The following is a 21427-nucleotide window of genomic DNA, read 5'->3' on the forward strand; positions in this document are numbered from 1 at the left end:
AACAGGAGCGCAGTGCCATGGCAGACCAGACATTCGGTATCATCGGAGGGACGGGCATGCTGGGCAGTGCGATCCTGCGTGCGGTTGTGCAGGCGCAGATGGTCGCCGAGGAGCGGATCTGGGTAGCGTCGCGGTCCGGGAAGCTTGACGGGTTCTCGGGTCATCCGGGGCTGAGCATCACCACGGACATGACAGCCCTGATTGCGGCCTCGGACGTGGTGCTGTTGTGCGTGCCGCCTGCGGCGATGGGCACGCTGTCGCTGGACCTGAGAGACAAACTGGTGATCTCCGTCATGGCGGGGATCACCATTGACCGGATTTCCGAGATGACCGGGGCAACGCGGATCATTCGCGCCATGAGCAGCCCGGCGGCGGCAGAGCGGCTTGCCTATTCGCCCTGGGTTGCGACAGAGGCCACGTCGGATGCAGATCGCGCCTTTGCCACGGCGCTGTTTGAGGCCTGCGGCAGCACGGACCGGATCACGCAGGAGGCGCATCTGGATGTTTTCACCGCGATGACCGGGCCGGTGCCGGGGTTCGTCGCCTATTTTGCCGAAGTGATGGCGGGTTACGCCGAGGCCAAGGGCCTGCCGTCCGAGGTCGCCGACAAGGCGGTGCGGCAGTTGTTCCTCGGTGCCGGGCAGATGATGGCGACAGGCGCGGCCCGCCCCAGCGATCATGTGCAGGAGATGATCGACTACGCTGGCACTACGGCTGCGGGGCTGGAGGTGCTGCGGGCCTCAGACATTGGCGCAGAGCTTGCAAAAGGGCTGGACGCCGCGGTCGCCCGCTGCCGCACCATTGGCTAGCCCGACGTGTGGCGCGCCATGAACGCTGCGATTTCCGCCTGTGTCGGGGGCTGGCCCGAGAACATCTCCACGTAATGTGGTACGCGGTTCAGCCGCGCGACAGGGTCCTCTTCGACCTCCATCGAGATATAGCCCACCTGCGTGTAAATCGTGGTGAGGCTTCTGACATCGGCCTGTTCCCTGCTGTAGCCAAAGCGCAGGAACATGTCGTGCACGGCGGCGATGCGAGCATTATCCGCCGCATCAAGCCGCGCCGCCAATGTGGTGTCATTGCGCGCCCAGTTGCGGATCGCCAGATCGAGGCGGGCATCAAACAGGGCCGGGTCCAGCCAGCAATCCATCAGGTTGAACAGGGCTGTGTTGACGGTCTGCGCCGGGGCCTCGCAGCGGGCCTGTATCTGGCCGGTGTTGCGGGCCTCCCATGTCTCAACCATGGCGTCGTGCAGCGCGCCGAGATCCTTGAAATACCAGTAGAACCCCGTGCGCGTCTGATCCACGGCGCGGGCCAGCGGCATGATTTTCACCGCGTCGATCCCGCTTGAGACCAAGAGATCAAGCGCGGCATCGAGCCAGAGGTCGCGCGAGCCGCGCGGGCGAGGGGAGGCGGGTTTGGACATGAGGGCACTCTAAAACAATTGACACATGTGTCAATTGCGATGCAGGCTGACTTTACACTTGTGTCAAGTCACCTGATTCCATGAGGCAGCGCCATGTCACACGATCCGCTTTTGCAGCCCTTTCAGCTGAAGCATCTGACCCTTCGCAACCGCATTATGACCACCAGTCATGAACCGGCCTATCCGGAGGACGGCATGCCCAAGGCGCGCTACCGCGCCTATCATGCGGAGCGTGCAAAGGCCGGGGTGGCGCTGGCGATGACGGCGGGATCTGCGGCGGTCTCAAAGGATAGCCCGCCGGTGTTCAACAATATCCTCGCCTACAAGGACGAGGTGGTGCCGTGGATCACCGACCTGACCGAAGGCTGCCATGAACACGGCTGCGCGGTAATGATCCAGCTGACGCATCTGGGGCGGCGCACGGGGTGGAACAAAGGCGACTGGCTGCCGTCGGTGTCTTCGTCACGGCACCGCGAACCGGCGCACCGGACCTTTCCCAAGCTTGTCGAGGACTGGGATATCGAGCGTATCATCACGGATTTCGCCGATGCCGCCGAACGCATGAAGGCCGGGGGCATGGATGGGATCGAGTTGCAGGCCTATGGTCATCTGATCGACCAGTTCTGGTCGCCGCTGACCAATGATCTGAGCGGCCCCTATGGGGCGGATACTTTGGAGAACCGTTTGCGGTTCCCGATGGATGTGCTCTCGGCCATTCGCAAGCGGGTGGGGGACGCGTTCATCGTGGGTATGCGGTTCACAGCGGATGAGGTGCAAAAAGGCGGCATCACCGCAGAGGAGGGGCTGGAAATCACCCGCATCCTGAGCGCAACGGGGCAGGTGGATTTCCTCAATGTGATCAGAGGGCGCATCCATACCGATCCGGCGATGACCGATGTGATCCCGGTGCAGGGGATGAAATCCGCGCCGCATCTGGATTTTGCAGGCCGCGTCAAAGAGGAAACTGACCTGCCGGTGTTTCACGCCGCGCGTATTCCCGACGTCGCCACCGCGCGCCATGCGGTGCAGGCGGGGCTGTTGGATATGGTGGGCATGACGCGGGCGCATATGGCCGACCCGCATGTGGTGCGCAAAATTCGCGAGGGGCGCGAGGACGATATTCGCCCCTGCGTGGGGGCGACCTATTGTCTGGACCGGATCTATCAGGCGGGGGATGCGCTGTGCATTCACAACGCCGCCACCGGGCGTGAATTGACGATGCCGCATGAGATCACAGCCGCTGAGACCTCAAAGAAAGTGGTGATCGTCGGCGCAGGCCCGGCGGGGCTGGAGGCGGCGCGCGTCGCAGCCGAGCGCGGGCATAAGGTGGTGGTCTTTGAGGCCCAGCCCGACCCCGGCGGCCAGATCCGCCTGACCGCGCAATCTCCGCGCCGCCGCGAGATGATCTCCATCATCGACTGGCGCATGGCGCAATGCGCGGCACGGGATGTGCAGTTTCACTTTAATACCTGGGCCGAGGAAGCCGACGTGCTGGCGGAGACCCCGGATGTGGTCATTATCGCCACCGGGGGGCTGCCCAATCTGGAACTGTTCGAGACCGGGCAAGAGGCGGCGCATGTGGTCTCGGCCTGGGATCTGATCGCGGGGGATGTGAAACCGGCAGGCCGTGTGTTGATCTATGACGAAAGCGGCGACCACCCCGGCCTGCAGGCGGCAGAGGTGGCCGCAGAGGCGGGCGCCGAGGTTGAGGTGATGACTCCGGACCGCACCTTTGCGCCCGAGATCATGGCGATGAACCTCGTGCCTTATATGCGGTCCCTGCAAGATAAGGATGTGACCTTCACCGTGACTCGCCGCCTGTTAGGCGTGGCCCAAAAGGGCAACGAACTGGTTGCCACGATTGGCACGGATTACAGCGATTTCACCTATGATCAGACCTACGATCAGGTGGTGGTGAACTATGGCACCTTGCCCAATGATGACCTCTATCAGGAGTTGCGTTCCGCGAGCCTGAACCATGGCGAAGTCGACCATGAGGCGCTCATTGCCGGTCAATCACAGACGGTCAGCCGCAACCCAGATGGTGCGTTTCAGCTGTTTCGGATCGGCGATGCGGTCTCGGCGCGCAACACCCACGCGGCGATCTACGATGCGCTGCGCCTGATGAAAGACATCTGAGCACGCAGCCTCCATCCATTCTGTCAGACCGCCCTGGAGGTGGTCTGGCGCCCCTCGCGGGCCTCAAGCCATTCGGTCACCGCTTGCTGTGGCATCGGGCGTGCGATGCCGTAGCCCTGAAAGCGGCTGCACCCCAGCGCCAGCAGCTTGTCCTGCTCCACCTCGGTTTCGACACCTTCGGCCAGGCATTCGATGCCGAGGTTGCGGCACAGGTCGATCATCGTGCGCAGGATCATTTCCTGTTCGGCGTCCTGATCGACGCCGGATACAAAGTCACGATCCACCTTGACCCCGTCGACCTTGAATCGACGCAGGTTGGAGATCGAGGCATGTCCGGTGCCAAAGTCATCCAGCTCGATCCGATAGCCGCGTGCCTGGAGCTGGGAAATGGTGTTCAGGGCCGGGTCCACACCGTCGCTGAACAACACGCTTTCCAGTACTTCGATGGCAATGTCCTTGGGCTGGAGGTTCGCCGCAAAAAGCGCATCGTCGAGATATTCCACCAGACCACCATCGCGCAGCTGCTTGGCCGAGAAATTGACGCTGACACAAGGCGCGGGCAGGCCGCGGCGCCGCCAGTCCTGCAGGGCGGCAATGGCATCTGACACGATCCGCTCCGTCAACCGGTCCCCGAGGCCATGTTCGAAGGCCAGCGTGATGAAGACACCGGGGTCGAGCATGCCACGTTCGGGGTGATGCCAGCGCGCCAGTGCTTCGAACCCGATGACCTCATCCGTATGGCCATCGATCTGGGGTTGGAAGAACGCGGTGATCTCGCCCTGCTCCAAACCACGCCGCAGATCCTTGAGCAGCGCCATGTTGCCCTCGAATTTGGCACGCGTGGCATCGTTGTAGAAAGACGCCCGCCCGCGGCCCTTGCTCTTGGCGACATAGAGCGCGATGTCGGCATTGGACAGGATGCGGGCGGGATCTTCTTCGCTGTCGTCGGCAAAGGCGATGCCGATACTGGCCCCGACGTTGATGAACTCACCCCAGACCTCGATCGGCTGCGACACCGCTTCGATCACGGATTGGGCAAAGCTCCGCAAGGTGCCCTCGTCGCCGGGGTTTTGCAGAACAATGACAAACTCGTCTCCGCCAACGCGCGCGGTCAGATCCTCCGGGCCGACCTGTCGCTGCATCGCCCGGGCGGCATGACGCAGGATTTCGTCGCCGGCGGCGTGGCCCATCAGATCGTTGATCTGCTTGAACCGGTCCAGATCGACATGCAGGATCGCTGCCGGTCGGGTGCTGTCCGGCGCCTCCGCCAGACGACGTTGCAGGTATTCCTGCAGAGCCCGGCGATTGGGCAGGTTGGTCAGTTGGTCGTGCAGCGCCAGATGCTCAATGCGTGATTTTGCGGCGCTCAGATCCTGCAGCGTATGAGAGAAGGCCGCCACACCGCGCGCAATCTGCCCGACCTCGTCCTCGCGGGTCAGGTCGCGGACGGTGGTGTCATAGTTGCCGTTGCGAATGCTCTCCATGGCAGCGGCCAGCCGCGTGAGGGAGGACACGAGATGGCTGCCGAACCCGAGAAACATGGAACCGGCAATCAGAAACACCACGATCATCGCCGCAAACACGATCACAACCTGACGGGCGTATTTGCGGCGCTCGCTGCGATTGGTCTGGAGCGCGCTGGCCCGTACTTCCTGCTCCAGGGCAACAAGGTCAAGCTCCAGCCTCCGGGCCAGGCGTTCGAGGCGACTGTGCGAGGGCACATGGGTATCGGCAATCAGGCCAAGCGCGATCGAGGCTTCGGTGTTCCAGGCGTCAAACTGTTGTGCCACGCGTTGGGTCATGGCCTTCTGGCGCTGCGAGCCCTCGCTGGTCTCCAGAATGGACCATACGGCCTGAAACCCGTCTACGAACTGCCCATGACGGCGGGAAACCCGGGCGGAGGGGGGAACGGTGTTGAACTCAAGAAAGCGGGACAGCTGCGTTTCGATTTCTTCCCGGATGCGTTGGGCACGTTCGGTGGCTTGTAGCGTCTTCAGCGTTGTGCTGTCGGATTTCTGGATGGCGTTCTGCGTCTGGATCGCAGCAAGCGACAGGCAGGACGCGGCAACGATGCCGATGAGGATCAGCAACACAATTGGTCCCAGAATACGGCGTTTGATCGACATAGGGGGTCCTTCAATCCACAGGCAGCGAGGGTGCCGAGACATGCGGGTCATACGCCGTCAGTGTTTCAAGGAAGGCGAGCAGGTCATTGACGTTGCGGTCCGACAACCCGTCCAGCGGCGCAATGTCGTTCTGCCGGTCCGGATGCGGAACACCGCCGCTGCGGTAATGCGCGATCACGTCGCGCAGCGTGGTCAGGCTGCCGTCATGCATGTAGGGGGCCCGCAGGGCGATATTGCGCAGCCCCGGGGTTTTGAAGTGATACTGCATCTCCGGATCCAGGAGGCCACGGCCACTGTCATCGCTGGCCAGTCCGATCGTGTGAAACCCGTGATCGGTGAAGGCCCAGCTCTGGTGGCAGCTGCTGCACCGCCCGACCCCGGTAAAGACCTCAAAGCCGCGTTTGGCGGAGGTGGAAATCGCCTCCTCGTCCCCTTCGATCCAATCGTCGAAGGGCGACCATCCGGACCGCAGGGTGCGGAGATAGGTGGCCAGGGCAGCCACGATGTTGTCCTGGGTCAGGCCGTCTTCGGGAAATGCGATCTCGAAATAGCGGCGATACCCGGAAATCGCCTCCAGCCGCCGCACCACCTGCCGCATGCTTGAATTCATCTTGAGCGGATGGGTGATCGGCCCAACGACCTGCAGTTCAAGGCTGCCGACCCGCCCGTCCCAGAAGAAATGCTCTGACTCTGCCAGGTTCTCGATCGTGGGCGTGTGCCGTTCCAGCGCCTGATTCATCGCGCCCACCGCCCGCGACGCCGGGGTTTCCCACCCGAAGGAGGGGTTGTGACAGGTGGCACAGCTGAGATTCTGCGCGCCCGACAGGCGGGTGTCAAAGAACAGCATTTTGCCAAGCGCTGCTTTTTGCGGGGAATAGGGATTGGTCTCGGGAAAGGCGATGCGGGCGGGGCGCTCAAACCCGACTCGCAGGTCGTGAAAGGTGGCCGCTGCCAGCAGGAGGACGCTGCACAGCAAAAAAGAGAGGGTCTTGATGAGATGCACGGCTGCTTTCCCCGGAGCCTTGAACAGCGTTGAATTGCCGTTCAGCGTGAGGTTGCGCCCGTGAAAAAACAGTTTATTCCAACCGCGAGAACCCGGTTAGTTCTTTGAAAAACAAATTAAATCCTCGGTCTAATTTATCTCTTCTCGACCTCTATCGCCTGATGGACGGCTGCTGAAACACCCGGATCAGGTGCCCGAGTCATGGCGGATGCACCGGTTTCAGAAGTCACGGCACATTCGAGAAAAGTATATTCCAAACAGGAGGTTGCTGGCTGTTCGCTCACCACGCCAAAGCGGCCAAATGGTGCTGGAGATCGGTGCTGAAGGGGCCGCGCGAACACGGCGCTCTTTTGCAATTTGACTCGCATTTTAGATATATACGCCGACATTTTAGCTCTTCATTAGCATCCTCACGGCAAGAGTTGGCCTGCATCTTATTGAGTTTGTTGTGGTGGCCAAAGCGCCCCGCACGTTCAGAAAGACGAGAGAGAAACCCCATAACGGGGCAAGGAAATACATCGGGGCCAAAGTGCTCCTTGCTCAAAGGAACTCATGCTATGTCCAGCATTTTGACAAACAATGGTGCAATGGTCGCCCTGCAGACGCTGAAGTCTGTGAATATGAACCTCACCGACACACAGAACGCGATTTCCACCGGTAAGGAAATCGGCACCGCCAAGGATAACGCCGCGGTTTGGGCGATTTCCAAGACCATGGAATCCGACATCGCGAGTTTTGAAGCGATCGAGGAAGGTCTGGCCATGGGCGATGCGACCGTTGCGGTTGCTTCGGCAGGGGCCGAGCAGATCGTTGAAAAGCTTGTGGAAATCAAGGAACTGATCGTTTCTGCCCAGGCTGAGAACGTCGACCACGACAAGATCCAGACCGACATTGATTCCAAGGTGGATCAGATCGAATCGATCATTTCCGCGGCGCAGTTCAACGGCGCCAACCTGCTGGCCAACACGATCGACGGCACGGCAACCGAAATGGGTGTTCTGGCCTCGCTGGATCGCGTCGGCGCCGGTGGCACCGTGACCTCGGTGGATATTACCATCGCGGCGCAGGGCTTCGAATCCAGTCTGAACCTGTCCACCAGCCTGACCACGATCACCGATACGGCAACCGCCGAATCCGCTCTGGCAGAGATCGAGGTCTATCTCCAGACTGCCATCTCCGGTGCTGCTGCCCTCGGGGCCGCCTCTGCGCGGATCGACGATCAGTCCCAGTTCGTGACCGACCTTGTCGACTCCATGACCCTCGGGGTCTCGACAATGACGGATACCGACATGGAAGAAGCATCGGCCCGATTGTCGGCGCTACAGACCCAACAGGAGCTGGCGGTGCAATCGCTCGGCATTGCGAACGAAGCGCCACAGGCCCTGCTACAGTTGTTCAACTAACCGTCTGAACCATACGATGAAGGTCACACTTCAGGGGCGCGTTTCGCGCCCCTTTTTTGCATGAGGCAGCGCCTCGCGCGTCTTCGATCCGGCATCAGGCGACCGGTTTATACGCCGTCACATCGATTTCGATCTTGGCGTCGACCATCAACTGCGAGCGCACCGTCGAGCGTGCCGGAGCGCCGTTGGGGAAATAGCTCGCGTAGACCCGGTTGAAGGTCCAGAAATCACGCGGATCATCAAGCCAGACATTGACCTTGGCCACGTCGTCCAGCGTGCAGCCCGCCTGCGCCAGTACGGCGATCACGTTTTCCATGGTGCGCTTGGTCTGTGCCTCGATGCCGCCGGGCTCAATCTCGCCCCGTTCATTCATCGCGACCTGACCGGAAATAAAGACAAAATCTCCAGCGCGGGTGGCCGGGGAAAACGGCAGGTTCTGCCCGCCTGCGCCAGTGCGCTCTGCGCCGATACGTTCAATTGTCATGAGGAGTCTCCTGATAGTTTGGGAGTTTAGCCCCGCACCGCCTGTTCAAGGGCGTTGCGAGTTTGGGAAAGGGGCGGGATCGGTGTCACGGCACCAAATCCGGTGGTCGAGAGCGCGGCTGCCATATTGGCATGCTCGGCTGCGGCGAATGGATCGTCGGTTGCCAGAAGGCGCGCGAGGAAAGCGCCGTTGAAACAGTCACCTGCGCCGGTGGCGTCTTTGGCCGCGACGCGGTGCCCGGACAGCCTGCGTTGCGCGCCGTCGACAGAGATCAGCACGCCCTCAGCCCCCAGCGTCAGGGCCACGATGCGCGGGCCGAGGTCGTGATAGAACCTGGCAATGTCCTCAGCCGTGTTCAGGCCCGTCAATTGCCGTGCGTCATCCAGACCCGGCAGCGCAATGTCACAGGTCGCCATGCAGCGATGTGTCGTCTCGCGGGCCACGTCCAGCGACCAGAGCGCAAGGCGCAGGTTCGGATCAAAGGCAAACATGCCGCCTGCGGCGCGCGTGAGTGCTGCGGCCTCGGTCACGGCGTCCTGCATGCTGGGGGACACAGCAAGGCTGATGCCCGAGGCGTAAAAGATCGGGCCGTTCTGCAAGGCTGCGCGCGGCAGATCCGCGGGGGCGAGGCGTGAGGCGGCTGATCCCTTGCGCCGATAGGTGAAGTGATGACCGTCCGCATCGTGGGTCACGAAATAGACGCCGGTCTCTTCTCCGGTGGCGCGGGTGACATGCGCGGTCGAGACGCCCTCGTCAGACCACAGATCGCCAAGGGCCGCCCCAAAGGGATCATCGCCGACACGGGTGATCATTCCTGCGCGCGCGCCCTGTCGGGCAGCGGCGATGGCGACGTTTGACACATCACCGCCAAAGCCCATCGCAAAGGAACCGTCAGGCGTCTGGTTGAACTCCACCAATGGCTCGCCAAGGCATAGAATCTGAGCACTGCTCACCAGACTTGCCCCCGCGCGGCGACGGGTTCGGTGCCGATGATCGCATCGCTGCGCATCAGCGTGACATGGTCGAGCATGTTCGACACCACGCAGGCATGATTGGGCACGATCCGGAGTTGGTCGCCAACCCGAAGCCCGGTTGGCTGATCCGAGGTGATCCGGCCATGCTCTTCACTCAGTTGATCAATTTTCAGATCGGGGTGCCCCAGAACGTGACCAAAGCCATCGAGACCAAGCAAATCCGAGGTCAGAACTTTGGACCCTGCGTCAATGATTGCGCGGGTCTTTGACGGGGTGGAAACCACCGTCGCCAGAACCGTCAGGGCGCAATCGTCCCAGTCGCAGGTGCCACGCGTCACCAAGGAGCGGTCGTTGTAGATATAGGTCCCGATCCGGTATTCGGTGGCGAGTGGCATATGGTGGGCGCGCCACATATCGGGTGATCCGCCAGAGGAAATCACTTCTACTGTCAGGTCCGTGGCCTCAATCAAATCCTTGGCTTCGGCGAGCCATGTGGTGACCTGCGTCGCACCCCCCGTCGGCGGGTAGGTCATCAGCCCCGCAAAGCGCAGACCGGGGGCGGCATTGATCGCCAACGCCAGCTCCAACGCCTCTGCCGGAGTTTCCACACCGCAACGGTCCGCGCCGGTATTACACTCGACCAGCACCGGGAGCGGGGTTTTTGCATCCGCAAACCCTGCACTCAGCCCTTCGACAACAGCGGCATTATCCGCCACGACGGACAGGCGCACCTGTTCCGACAGGGCGCGCAGCCGTGCGACCTTGTCCTGACCGAGGATATTATAGGTGATCAGAATATCACGCATATCGCCACCCGCGATCATGGCTTCGGCTTCGGTGATTTTCTGACAGGTGATGCCGATGGCACCCTGTTCAATCTGATATTCTGCCAGACGCGGCAGTTTGTGGGTTTTGATATGCGGACGAAGCTGCAGGCCGTGGCTGTCGCAATAGTCCTGAAAGGCGCGGACATTGGCCTCTGCGATGTTCAGATCGACGAGGACAGCGGGGGTGTCGATGGGCAAGGTCATCAGGCGGTTTCCTCAGCATGCGGCGTTTCAACACGCGGCCAGATCGCACGGGTCAGACGGGTGTAGTCGGTGCGCGCCGGGTCGTTTGGATAGGGGCCATCAACGGCAGCGTAGAGGATCTCACCAGCCACTGGCGCAAAGGCCCCGTGAAAGTGGTTGGTGGATTTCACCACCACGATGCGTTTTTGCGCAAGATCAATGCCGAGGTTAGTGAAGAGATCGGGTGAGAACGTCTGGCTGCGGTTGGTGTTCAACACAATGTCCAGATCCCCGATCCGGATCACTGCGCAATCGCCAAGCGGCACCACCGAGGTGCCAAAGCTCTGCACCGCATCGCGTTGAAGCCGCATCACGGTCACCCGCGCGTCCACCGGTGCGCCCGCGTGGGCAGAGGTCTTGCCGCCAAAGCGCAGATCCAGCGCGGCACCCTCTCCGGCGGCGAAACACAGACGCACCGCCATCGGGTCCCAAATGGTGCCAAAGGCCACGCCATCCAGCTGTTGGGTCAGCACCTCGCGCAGCAAAATCGTGGAATCGCCCGCAACACCGCCGCCCGGATTGTCCCAAACGTCAGCGACCACAACGGGGGTCTTGGTGCTGGTATCGGCGCGCCGCAGGGCCTCGGCTGCGGGTAGGAAATCGGGTTTGGTGCGACCACGAAAACCAAAGAGCTCCAGTCCAAGTTCTCGCGCGATCCTGTCGCCCTTACTCGCGTCGCCATCGGTGATCACGATGATCTTTGCGCCAAGGTCGGGGCTGTCGCCGGCCATGAACCCGTGAATGACAGAGCCGGAGAGGATCTCGCCGCGCGCTTCCAGCCCCATGATCTTATCCACGAACCCGCGCATCGGCTGAATGCTGGTTGGCAGCACATCCATCATGCGCACGTCAAAGACTGATATTTCGGGCGCAATCTCACCGCGCACGGCCCGCAGGGTCAGATCCACGCAAGCCTCGCCCGCCTCGACAAAATCCGTATGTGGGAACTCCTTGAACACGGTGATGATGTCGGCGTTTTCGACCCGTTTGGCACTCAGATGGCTGTGGGGGTCAAAGCTCACGCCGATCTTGGCGTCCGGTCCCGCCAACGCGCGGGCGGAGGCGATCAATTCGCCCTCGCAGTCGACACAGCCATCCGCAATCATCGCGCCATGCAGGCCCAGTATCACCGCGTCCACCGGCAAGGCGGCCTTCAGTTGGCTCAGTACCTCATCGCGCAGATGTTCCCAGGTTGCCGCACTCACCAGCCCGCCGGGTTCCGCCCATGTGGCGGTGCCTTCGATCAGGGTGAACCCTTCTTCTTTTGCGCGCCGCCGCAAGGCCGGGAACACGGCGGAGCACAGCGTCGGAGTGTCCGGGTGTTCGCCCGGAGGGGCGTAAAAGCTCTGCGCAAAGTCGGAAAAATCCGTGCGCAGCGGCGAGAAGGTATTGGTTTCGGTGGCAAGAGAAGCGCAGAAGACGCGCATGAGGCAAATCCTTGAAATTGAGGTTCCGGGGCGCGAGCGCGCTCACGCCCCGGACGGGGACCGTTAGTCGAGGTAAGAGGCGTCGTTGGCCTTCCCGACTTCGGATTTGAAGAGCGTCAGCAATTCGCCCGCCTTGGCGTCGAGGTTCTCGGCCACATGGGCCTCAAACGCGGGCTGGGTGGCACCGGCCATCGCGGCGCGCTGCTCGGCGGAGAGGGCGGTCACTTCGATCTTGTCCATCAGACCCGCCAGACCACGATCCGAGGCCTCGATGATGCGCGACAGACCCCGGCTGGCGGTGACGCAGCTTTCGGCGGCGGTGTGCAGGGTGTTCTGCTCCGCCTCGGTCAGACCATCGTAAAACGCCTTGTTGACCATGAAGGTGTAGGGCGAGAACAGGTGGTTGGTGAGTGTCATGTGCTTTTGCACCTCGGCGAAATTCGCAAAGGAGATGATCGGCACCGGGTTCATCTGACCGTCGATCACGCCGGTTTGCAGACCGGAATAGACCTCCCCCCAGCTGAGCGGATAGGCCTCCGCCCCCAGGGCCTGTACGATTTTCTGGTGGCTCGGCAGGGTCATGGTGCGGATGCGGATACCGTCGAAATCCTCAAGGTTGGCGATCTGGCGCTGAGAGTTGGTGACGGCAAAGAACCCGCCCGTATCCGGGAAGCCCAGCACCACAACGTCACCCAGTTCCGCCTCGATATCTGCCGCCAGTGCCTCGCCAAATTCACCGTCAAAGACCGAGTAGGTCGATGCGTTGTTGGCGAAAGCAAATGGCAGGTTCAGCACGTCGATACGCGGGTAATAGCTCGCCAGTGCGCCGGTGGAGGTGAGTGTCGCCTGAATGACGCCGTCACGCACCTGCTGGACATGTTCGGCAGCGGTGCCAAGCTGGTTGGAACCAAAGACTTCAACCGTGACGCTGCCATTGGTGTCGGCGGTGACGATGTTTTGAAACACAGCCGTGCAGGCGTGCGCCGGGTTTTCAAACGGATCTGTCTTGTTGTCATGGCCAAAGCGGATGGTGCCACCGGCCATGGCGGAGCTGGCGGTCAGGGCCGCAATCGCGCCAACGACAGCAGTTTTCAGGACTGTTTTCATTTTGATTTCCTCACTGTTGGTTTTTTGATGGTTGGTTTGGTGGCCCCGATCAGGGGGCAAATCCGAGCGCACGCGGCAGCATCAGGGCCGCGTCCTCCCAGAATGCGAATAGGAAGAGGATGATCACTTCGGCGATCAGGAAGGGTGCGAGCTTGACCGAGATCCGCTCCAGCTTCTCGCCCGTGACCGAGGACAGCACGAACAGGCAGGCCCCCACCGGCGGCGTCATCAAAGAGATGTTGAGCGCCAGCACAAAGATGATGCCTGCATGGATCGGCTCCAGTCCGATCTGTTCGGTGAGCGGCACAAGCACCGGGCCGAGGATGATCAGGATCGCGGTGATATCCATCACCATGCCGACCACCAGCAGGATGCAGATGATGATGGCGATCACCGCATAAGGGTTCTCCGACAGGCCCAACACGCTGCCCGCAATGGCCTGCGGGATGCGCTCGAAACTCATCCACCAGCCCAAGATCCCGGCAAAGGCGATGATGACGAAGATCACACCGGTGATGCGCGCGGTGCGCACCAACATCGCGTACAGGTCGGGAAAGGTCAGTGTGCGGTAGACGAAGAAGCCGATGAACAGCGCATAGGCCACAGCGATAGAGGCCGCCTCGGTCGGGGTGACGATCCCGCCAAGGATGCCGCCAAGAATGATGATCGGCATCAGGAGTGCAGTGATCGACGAGAGGAACGTCCTCCAGACCTCTCCCAATGTGGCACCGCGGTCGGCCTTGGGCAGGTTCTCGCGTTTGCCGCCAATGGCGATCACGCCCATGCAGACCGCACAGATCACCAATCCCGGCAGCAGCCCTGCTGCAAACAGCCCACCGATGGAGACTCCCATCAAGGAGCCATAGACCACCATCAGCCCCGATGGCGGAATGGTCGGGCCGATGATTGACCCCGCAGCCGTGACCGCGCAGGCGTAATCGCGTTTGTACCCCTGTTTGACCATGGCGGGCACCAACGTACGGCCAAAGGCTGCGGCGTCGGCGGTGGCAGACCCGGTGAGACCGGCAAAGAACACCGAGGCCAGCATATTGGTATGGGCAAGGCCACCGCGAAAGCGGCCCACCAGCACCTCCGCCAGTTTCACCAGCCGCCCGGTGATGCCGGTGCTGTTCATGATCTCGCCCGCGAGGATGAAGAAGGGCATTGCAAGAAACGGAAAGATATTGAGCCCGTTGAAGATCTTGCTGGGTCCGATGGCGAGGAACGTGGTGCCGCCGCCCATGCTGAAGATACCGATGACACCCGCAAGCCCGATGGCAAAGCCGATGGGCATGCCGACGGCAAGCAGGACGACAAAACAGATGCCGACGATCATGCGCCTGCTCCTTCTTCGCTATCGGTTTCGGGCAGATCAAGCTGTCGTCCGGCATCGCGGACCATCACCAGAACCACCTGCACGCAGGCCAGCGCGGCGGCGGGGATTGCGGCGTAGAAGGGCTGCAACGTCGCGCCAAGGATCATCGCCTGCCGCTTGGCGCCGCTTTCGGCAAAACCGATGCCGAACCACAGCACGTAGAAAAACAGGGCGAATGTCATCAGGTCGATGGCGATCAGCATCGCGCGGCGCAGCGGCGCGGGCAGGTTCAGCAAGACCGCCGTCAGACCGATATGTTCGCGCCGCGCAATCCCCGAAGAGACCGCCAGCATCGCAGACCAGATCATCAGGTAGCGCGCCAGCACTTCGGGCCATGGCAGCTGCCAGTGAAAGAAGTAGCGATCCACAACGCCGATCCAGACGTCGAGCACCAGAGCCACCATCAGTGCGGCAAGGATGACCTCGGTCCCGCGGTTGATCTGGTGGCTTAGCCGACCTGCAAAATCCCCGATCATGACGACTCCCCGTTTTGTAATTAAGGTACACAATCAGGAGGTATTGCGGGTTCCGTCAAGTCATTTTTGTTACTTAGCTACAAATATGGGTGTATAAAGGAAGAATTCGATGGCGATTTGACCTGAAAATGTATCTTAGGTACAGAATCGCTTGATCAAATGACCGGAGAGACAGATGCCGACACCTGACAACGGCCCCGCACAGGGCGCAGTGGATCTGATCTCCAATCTCCGCCAGTTGAACGGCACCTTTGCCGCGCGTGAGCAGAAGGTGGCAGACTTCGTGTCGGCACATCTCGAGGAGATTTCCGGCATGACCATCGCCGAACTTGCGGGGGCGGTGGGGGTCAGCACGCCCACGGTTGTGCGCTTTTGCCGGAGCATGGGCTGTGACGGGTTTCGAGAGTTCAAATTACGCCTGGCACAGAACCTCGCGGTCAGCCTGCAATACCTCGCGCCCAGTCAGCGGGACGTGTCCGAGGGGGGCGCGGGCGCGGTCGATCAGGTGTTGGGCGCGCTCTATGCGACCGTGAATGTGATGCGTCAGCAGATCGTGCCCGAACGGCTTGATGCGGCGGTGCAGGCGTTGACGGAGGCCGGGCAGATCGTGGTCGCCGGGGTCGGCGGCGGATCAACCATGGTGGCGCAGGAGGCGGCCAACCGGATGTTCCGGCTTGGAATTCCGGCAGTTGCGGTTTCCGACAGCTATCTGTTGCAGATGCGCGCGGCGACCTTGGGCGCGGGCGATGTGCTGCTGTTGGTCTCCACCAGCGGCGCGGCGGATGAAATCGTCAGCGCGGCGGGGATCGCCGGGGGCTACGGCGCAACGGTCGTGGCCATCACCCGCCCCGGCAGCCGGTTGGCGCAGGAAGCGACCATCGCAATCGAGGCCGATCTGCCCGAAGATCCGGACATCCTGAAACCCACCGCATCGCGCTATGCCCATCTGGTGATCGTGGATGCGCTGGCAATGTCCGTGGCGCAGGCGCGCAGCGAGGCCACAACCGAAAACCTGCGCCGCATCCGGGCCTCTCTCACCGCCTATCACGGTCGCACGGGGCCGCAGCCCCTGGGCGACTGAGCCTCAGCCGCGCTGGGCGATCAAGGCGCGGAACTCCTCCAGCCGGGTTTCCATCGCATCAAAGCGCTGGGCGAGGGCCTTGTCCACGGTGTCGCGTTCCTTGAGCGAGAGCACAAAGCTCACGGTTTTCAGCACGTCCCGCCAGCGCGGGTTGTCGGGCAGGGTCTCGATCAGCAGGTATTTGTCGAGCGTGCGGGTCTGCAGTGATGTCTTGTCGAGGTTCACGCGCCAGATGCCACTGGTCTCGGCAAAGTCGATCTTGCCCTTGCCGGTCGCGGCGCTCCAGATCTCCAGCGAGTCCGACATCAGCGCCACGATGGTTTCGCGGTAGCTGTCACCGGGCGCGGCGCTGGCTTCTTCGGTGGTATCTTCTGTAATCAAGGAAGGCAGCGAAGTGTCGACCACATCACGCAGAGAGTGCACGAATTGCGCGCGCGGGGTTTGCGCCTGCGTGAACAGCACAGCACGCCCACCGCCCGCTTCGGGGAGCATGGCAAACAGGCTGACCTGATGCGAGGTCCCACGCAGGGTGATTTCCATGTGGATCGGCTCGTCCTCGACTTCTGTTTGTTCCAGCGGGGCCAGAACCTCCGGGGGCAGAACCTCCTTCAGACGACTGCGGTTCACCGTCACGCGCTGGTCGAGAACCTGTTGCGCGGCGTCATTGACGTAAGTGACCACACCGCGGGCGTTGATGCAGATCAGCCCGTCCTCCAGCGTGTCGAGCAATTGTGTCATCCGGCGCTGCGACAGGCGCAGGGCGTCCTCGATCTGGATACGACGCTCGATCTCCTCTTTCAGTTCACGGTTTTCCTCGGCCCGGCTGCGGGCGCGGCTGGCCTCAAGAAGGGTGCGAATGCGGCTCAACAGCTCGTCTTTGACAAAGGGTTTCACCACATAATCATTGGCGCCCGCCTCAAACCCCGCAAGCATATCGCTGGTGCGCCCGCGCGCTGTGAGCAGAATGATCGGCAGTTCATGCAATCCGTGGCGGCGGCGCAGATCCCGCGCCACGTCAAGCCCGCTGAGACCCGCCATCATCACATCCAGCACGATCAGATCAGGCCGGTCCTGCGCAACATTGCGCAGCGCTTCTGTCCCGTTGCGCGCGGTGGTGACACGGTAGCCTTGCGGTTGCAGTACATTTTGCAGCACTTGCAGGTTGATCGGCTCATCATCCACGGCGAGGATCATCGGCGACCCATCCGGTGCGGCCGGGCTGGTGTTGCCTGTCTCGGACTGCATCATCGGGGCCGGGGCAAGTTGCGTCGGCAGCCCGTCCTCAAGCGGCGCAATCGCCGGAAGGTCGGATTGCGGCAAGAGCACCCGGAATTCCGATCCCTCGCCGGGGGTGCTTGAGACCTCGATGCTGCCCGACATCAGATCCGCCAGATGGCGCGCAATGGTAAGCCCCAGACCGGTGCCTGTGGCCTGACCTGACCCTTCGGGCATCAGCTGTTCCAGCGGGTGAAAGATCCGCTCCATACTATCAGCAGCAATCCCGGGGCCATGATCGCGGATTGCAAGTGCCATCTGCCCCGAGGTACGCCGCTCTGCGGTGATATGTACCTCGCTGCCGCCGCCATATTTCACCGCATTTGACAGCAGGTTGAACAGGATCTGCTCAAACCGCACCGGGTCCGCAGTGACGGCGGGCAGATCTTCGGGCAGGTCGAGGTGGAATTTGGCCGGATCCACCTGAAACGTCGGCTGCAACAATTGCAGCACGTTGCGCAGCGCATGGGCGACATCCACGGGCTGCAAATCCAGCCGCATGCGGCCCTCACGAATACGGTAGATGTCCAGAAGGTCGTCCACCAGACGGGACAGGCGACGCGCGCTGAAGGTAATCAGACGCAGCTGGCTCGTCTGTGCGGGCAGCATGTCGCCCATGGCGCCGCCTTCCAGCGTTTCCAGAATGCCGATGATCCCGTTCAGCGGCGTGCGCAATTCGTGCGAGGTATTGGCAAGGAAGCGGTCCTTCATCCGGTCCGCTTCTTCGAGCTTGGCGTTCTTTTCGCCGATCTGGCGCAGGTTTTCCTGAAGCTCGGCGTTCTTATCGCGGATCATGTCGAGCTGATCGCGCAAGGCGCGCCGCATCTGGTTCACGGCGCGCGAAAGGCGGGCATATTCCACCGGGTGGTCGTATTCCGGTAGCGCTTCGTTCAGGCTGCCGGTGGCGACCGCGCTGGCGGCCTCTGAAAGGCGCCGCACCGGGCGGGTCAGTGCGTTGGAAAACAAAAAGGACAACACCCCAAGCCCCGCGACAGCCACCGCCCCGATCAGGAACAGCGCGTTGCGCAACTGGCGGCTGGTGGCAAAGGCCGTGTCCCGGTCGGCCTCGGCGACGACCGTCCATTCGGGAAACGGCGGGTCCAGCACCCGCCAGGCCGACAGGGACGGGTCCCCCGAGAGACCTGCCTCCAGCAGGGCGACCCCATCCGCCCCGGACATCGCATCCGGCATATCACCGGGCGTCGGCCCGCCACTGGAGGCAATGACCGTCCCTTGCGACGACAACACCGTCAGGGCGGTTTCGCTCTCGATCATCAGCCGTTGCAGGCTGTTGGGCGGCATGCGCAGGATCATCGCGCCTTTGTTGCTGCCATGCAGACGAACCGGCACCGCCAGATAGGCCACGAGATCCCCGGTGACCGCATCCAATGCGTAGTCCTGAAACACCGGATTATACCCCGGCTGGCTCACCGCGCGGCTATAGGCTTGCCCCAAACCAACAGTGCCCGGGTCCAGCATGCGCCCGAGGTAGCGATCTTTGTGCACCGAATAGACCACCTGACCGTGACGATCCGCGAGATAGAGATTGTCGAATTCCGCCTCGTTCAAAAAGTCGAGAAACCCCGCGTGAAAGCGGCGATGGGTATTGGAATACTCCAGCGCCTCGCGCAGCAGCCGATCTTCGCTGCCGATACCGGACGGGGGCGCCGCAGGGCCATCGATATCGAAAATATTGCGCAGCTTGGCGCCAGCTTCCTCGGGGGTGCCGTCCATCTGCCGCAGCGCATGGCTAAAGCCATAAAACTCCCCCACGGAGTAGCGCACATTGGCAGACTGGGCGAGGTTTTCGGCCTGCCTGCGGGCATAGGTCATATACTGCGTGATCTCGCTGGCCTTCGCATCACGCACAAAGGCCACCTTCTGAAAGGTTTCGGTGGCGATGGTCTGATTGACCAGCCGATAGAACACCATGCCGCCCAGCGTCAGCGGCAGAACCGACGCAAGAAGAAAGGTAAACAGCAGGCGCGCGCGAATTCCCTGTAGCGGCACGGTGGCTCCGGTTTTTCTGGTTTTGTTGCGCGTGATCCTGCGGTTTGCGGCCCGCCGAAGCAAGAGCGCCGGGCGAAATCGCGATGCCTGTGGATCGGCAAGCGAACTCTCTAACAGATTGGTCTGGCTGTATAATTGCGATACGTGAAAACGGCGCGCGCGGCGTTTTGACGAAATTTCCGATTTTTCGGGTACCATTGGAGGCGCAGCGCGGACTTCATTGTGGGACATCCCCGGCGTTTGGTGAGGAGACCAAATGCCGCCATGAATTCTATCATGGGCCACCTGTCACAAGGCGGTATCAGGCGGATGAACACGAGGCGGGGCAAACCCGTCATCACAGGGAGATAGAAAATGAAATTCACTGCTACCGCCGGGCTGCTGGCCTCGGTTGCGCTCTGGACCACCGCTGCTCAGGCAGAGGAAACCGTGCTGAGTGCGTTGCCGGAACAGGTCACCGCCTGGGTGGAGAACTTCAACCCGTTCAACCAGACCACCGCCGCGCCCTCGGTCATGCATTTCATGTATGAGCCGCTGATTATTTTCAACGCGCTGGATGGCGGCAAACCGATTTACCGTCTGGCGACCGCATTTGAATATTCCGATGATCTCAGCACCATCACCGTGACCCTGCGCGAGGGCGTCCAGTGGTCCGATGGCGAGGCGTTCACCGCCGATGACGTGGTCAAATCCTTCGATCTGGCGCTGAGCGATCCTGCGCTCGATAGCGTGGGCATGGCGCAGATGCTCTCTGGCGTCGAAAAAATCGACGAGATGACGGTGAAGTTCAACCTCTCCACCCCTTCCAGTCAGGCGATGTATCAGATCGTGCGCGTGCCGATCGTGCCGGAACACATCTGGAGCGACGTTGCAGACCCCGTCACCTTTACCAACCCTGATCCGGTTGGTTCTGGCCCGCTGACGGAAATCCGCCGCTTTACGCCGCAGGAATACATCCAGTGCCGCAATGACAATTATTGGGACGCCGAGAGCCTCAAGGTCGACTGCATGCGTTTCCCGCAGATCGCCAACAACGATCAGGCGCTGGCAGCCGCCGCCAATGGCGAGCTGGACTGGATGGGCTCCTTCCTGCCTGATATCGAGAACACCTATGTTGCCAAGGACCCGGAGCATCACAGCTACTGGCTGCCCGCAGGCTCTCTGGTTGCGTTCTACATGAACTTTGAGGCCAAAGAGGCCGGCGACAAAGAAGCGATCAACGATGTGGCCTTCCGCCGTGCGGTGTCGATGGCGTTTGACCGCGAGGCGATGGTTGAAATCGCAGGCTACGGCTATCCGACGATCAACCAGTATCCGTCCGGACTGGGCCGCGCCTATCACGCGTGGAACAATCCCGAGGTGGAAGACAAATTCGGTGCGTTCACCCGCTACGATATCGAGGGGGCCAAGGCGCAGCTGGCCGAAGCCGGGTTCAAGGATGTCGATGGCGACGGTTTTGTCGAGACCCCAAGCGGTGAGCAGATCGACATCGAAGTTATCGTGCCCAATGGCTGGACCGACTGGGTCAACAGCAGCCAGATCGCGGTTGAAGGTCTGAATGCAGCCGGCATCAAGGCCAATGTCTCAACCCCCGAATCTGCGATCTGGACCGAAAAGCTGATCAAGGGCGACTACGACATGGCGATCAATTCCGTTCGTGTCGGTGCGACCCCCTTCAACCAGTATCTGGACTCGCTGCATGAGATCAATCAGGCCAAATCGCGCTTTGCCGCCTCGCGCTATTACAATAAAGAGCTGAGCGGCCTGCTGGATGCCTTCACCCAGACCAGCGATACCGACAAGCAAATGGCGATCATCGCCGATGTGCAAAAAATCGTCGGTGAAGACATGCCGCTGGCCTATGTGTTCAACAATCCGCGTTGGTATCAGTACAACACCAAGCGTTTTGAAGGCTTCTTTAATGCCGACAACCCGGTGGCCAACCCGGTGGTTCACAAGACCAATCCGGCCCGTCTGATCCACCTCCTGAACCTGCGCCCGGTCGACTAAGTCCTCCCCGACCTTCGGGACCGCTCATCTGATGAGTGGTC

The 21427-nt window shown here is 61.5% G+C and carries 16 protein-coding genes; 5 read left to right on the plus strand and 11 right to left on the minus strand.

The features are described 5' to 3' along the window. Nucleotides 1-17: 17 nt before the first annotated feature. The gene (locus MHM97_RS00115) at nucleotides 18-809 is read left to right on the plus strand and encodes a pyrroline-5-carboxylate reductase family protein (protein WP_239318410.1); all 792 of its coding nucleotides are present in this window, start codon (nucleotides 18-20) and stop codon (nucleotides 807-809) included. On the opposite strand, the gene MHM97_RS00120 is transcribed toward MHM97_RS00115, so the two are convergent. Next, complete coding sequence (locus MHM97_RS00120; protein ID WP_239318411.1) at nucleotides 806-1426, minus strand: TetR/AcrR family transcriptional regulator; 621 nt, start codon at nucleotides 1424-1426, stop codon at nucleotides 806-808. The two genes, MHM97_RS00115 and MHM97_RS00120, sit on opposite strands and share 4 nt — an antisense overlap. A 93-nt stretch (nucleotides 1427-1519) precedes the next feature. Between MHM97_RS00120 and MHM97_RS00125 the strand changes: the two genes are divergently transcribed. Next, the gene (locus MHM97_RS00125; protein WP_239318412.1) at nucleotides 1520-3565 is read left to right on the plus strand and encodes an NADH:flavin oxidoreductase; all 2046 of its coding nucleotides are present in this window, start codon (nucleotides 1520-1522) and stop codon (nucleotides 3563-3565) included. 23 nt (nucleotides 3566-3588) lie between these two features. On the opposite strand, the gene MHM97_RS00130 is transcribed toward MHM97_RS00125, so the two are convergent. Continuing rightward, the gene (locus MHM97_RS00130) at nucleotides 3589-5691 is read right to left on the minus strand and encodes a putative bifunctional diguanylate cyclase/phosphodiesterase (protein ID WP_239318413.1); all 2103 of its coding nucleotides are present in this window, start codon (nucleotides 5689-5691) and stop codon (nucleotides 3589-3591) included. A gap of 10 nt (nucleotides 5692-5701) precedes the next feature. Then, complete coding sequence (locus MHM97_RS00135; protein WP_239318414.1) at nucleotides 5702-6694, minus strand: cytochrome-c peroxidase; 993 nt, start codon at nucleotides 6692-6694, stop codon at nucleotides 5702-5704. Nucleotides 6695-7251: 557 nt separating this feature from the next. Here MHM97_RS00135 and MHM97_RS00140 point away from each other — a divergent pair. Beyond that, a complete protein-coding gene (locus tag MHM97_RS00140) occupies nucleotides 7252-8097 on the plus strand; it encodes a flagellin N-terminal helical domain-containing protein (RefSeq protein ID WP_239318415.1) in 846 nt (281 codons plus the stop codon). 94 nt (nucleotides 8098-8191) lie between these two features. Here the strand turns inward: MHM97_RS00140 and MHM97_RS00145 are convergent, their stop codons facing one another. The 7 genes from MHM97_RS00145 to MHM97_RS00175 all read right to left on the minus strand — a co-directional run bounded on the left by MHM97_RS00145 (nucleotide 8192) and on the right by MHM97_RS00175 (nucleotide 15010). After that, nucleotides 8192-8581 (minus strand): RidA family protein, encoded by a 390-nt coding sequence (locus MHM97_RS00145; protein WP_239318417.1) that lies wholly within the window; start codon nucleotides 8579-8581, stop codon nucleotides 8192-8194. 26 nt (nucleotides 8582-8607) lie between these two features. Then, nucleotides 8608-9534 carry a sugar kinase gene (locus tag MHM97_RS00150; protein ID WP_239318419.1) on the minus strand — a complete coding sequence of 309 codons (927 nt, stop codon included), beginning with the start codon at nucleotides 9532-9534 and terminating at the stop codon, nucleotides 8608-8610. Continuing rightward, nucleotides 9531-10586 carry a D-TA family PLP-dependent enzyme gene (locus MHM97_RS00155; RefSeq protein WP_239318421.1) on the minus strand — a complete coding sequence of 352 codons (1056 nt, stop codon included), beginning with the start codon at nucleotides 10584-10586 and terminating at the stop codon, nucleotides 9531-9533. The genes MHM97_RS00150 and MHM97_RS00155 overlap by 4 nt, the downstream gene beginning before the upstream one ends. Continuing rightward, complete coding sequence (locus tag MHM97_RS00160; RefSeq protein ID WP_239318422.1) at nucleotides 10586-12052, minus strand: M81 family metallopeptidase; 1467 nt, start codon at nucleotides 12050-12052, stop codon at nucleotides 10586-10588. The genes MHM97_RS00155 and MHM97_RS00160 overlap by 1 nt, the downstream gene beginning before the upstream one ends. 63 nt (nucleotides 12053-12115) lie before the next feature. Next, complete coding sequence (locus MHM97_RS00165) at nucleotides 12116-13159, minus strand: TRAP transporter substrate-binding protein (RefSeq protein ID WP_239318423.1); 1044 nt, start codon at nucleotides 13157-13159, stop codon at nucleotides 12116-12118. 49 nt (nucleotides 13160-13208) lie between these two features. Continuing rightward, entirely contained in the window at nucleotides 13209-14495 is a 1287-nt protein-coding gene (locus tag MHM97_RS00170; protein ID WP_239318424.1) for a TRAP transporter large permease, read from the minus strand. Continuing rightward, a complete protein-coding gene (locus tag MHM97_RS00175) occupies nucleotides 14492-15010 on the minus strand; it encodes a TRAP transporter small permease (RefSeq protein ID WP_239318425.1) in 519 nt (172 codons plus the stop codon). The genes MHM97_RS00170 and MHM97_RS00175 overlap by 4 nt, the downstream gene beginning before the upstream one ends. A 175-nt stretch (nucleotides 15011-15185) precedes the next feature. Between MHM97_RS00175 and MHM97_RS00180 the strand changes: the two genes are divergently transcribed. After that, nucleotides 15186-16091: a MurR/RpiR family transcriptional regulator gene (locus MHM97_RS00180; RefSeq protein ID WP_239318426.1), complete on the plus strand. Its 906-nt coding sequence runs from the start codon at nucleotides 15186-15188 to the stop codon at nucleotides 16089-16091. 3 nt (nucleotides 16092-16094) lie between these two features. On the opposite strand, the gene MHM97_RS00185 is transcribed toward MHM97_RS00180, so the two are convergent. Beyond that, complete coding sequence (locus MHM97_RS00185) at nucleotides 16095-19376, minus strand: hybrid sensor histidine kinase/response regulator (RefSeq protein ID WP_239318432.1); 3282 nt, start codon at nucleotides 19374-19376, stop codon at nucleotides 16095-16097. Between the two features lie 354 nt (nucleotides 19377-19730). Here MHM97_RS00185 and MHM97_RS00190 point away from each other — a divergent pair, with 354 nt between their 5' ends. Beyond that, the gene (locus MHM97_RS00190; protein WP_239318434.1) at nucleotides 19731-21386 is read left to right on the plus strand and encodes an ABC transporter substrate-binding protein; all 1656 of its coding nucleotides are present in this window, start codon (nucleotides 19731-19733) and stop codon (nucleotides 21384-21386) included. Nucleotides 21387-21427 lie beyond the last annotated feature (41 nt).

Origin of the sequence: Epibacterium sp. Ofav1-8, assembly GCF_022348185.1 — a bacterium.
GTDB lineage: Bacteria > Pseudomonadota > Alphaproteobacteria > Rhodobacterales > Rhodobacteraceae > Epibacterium.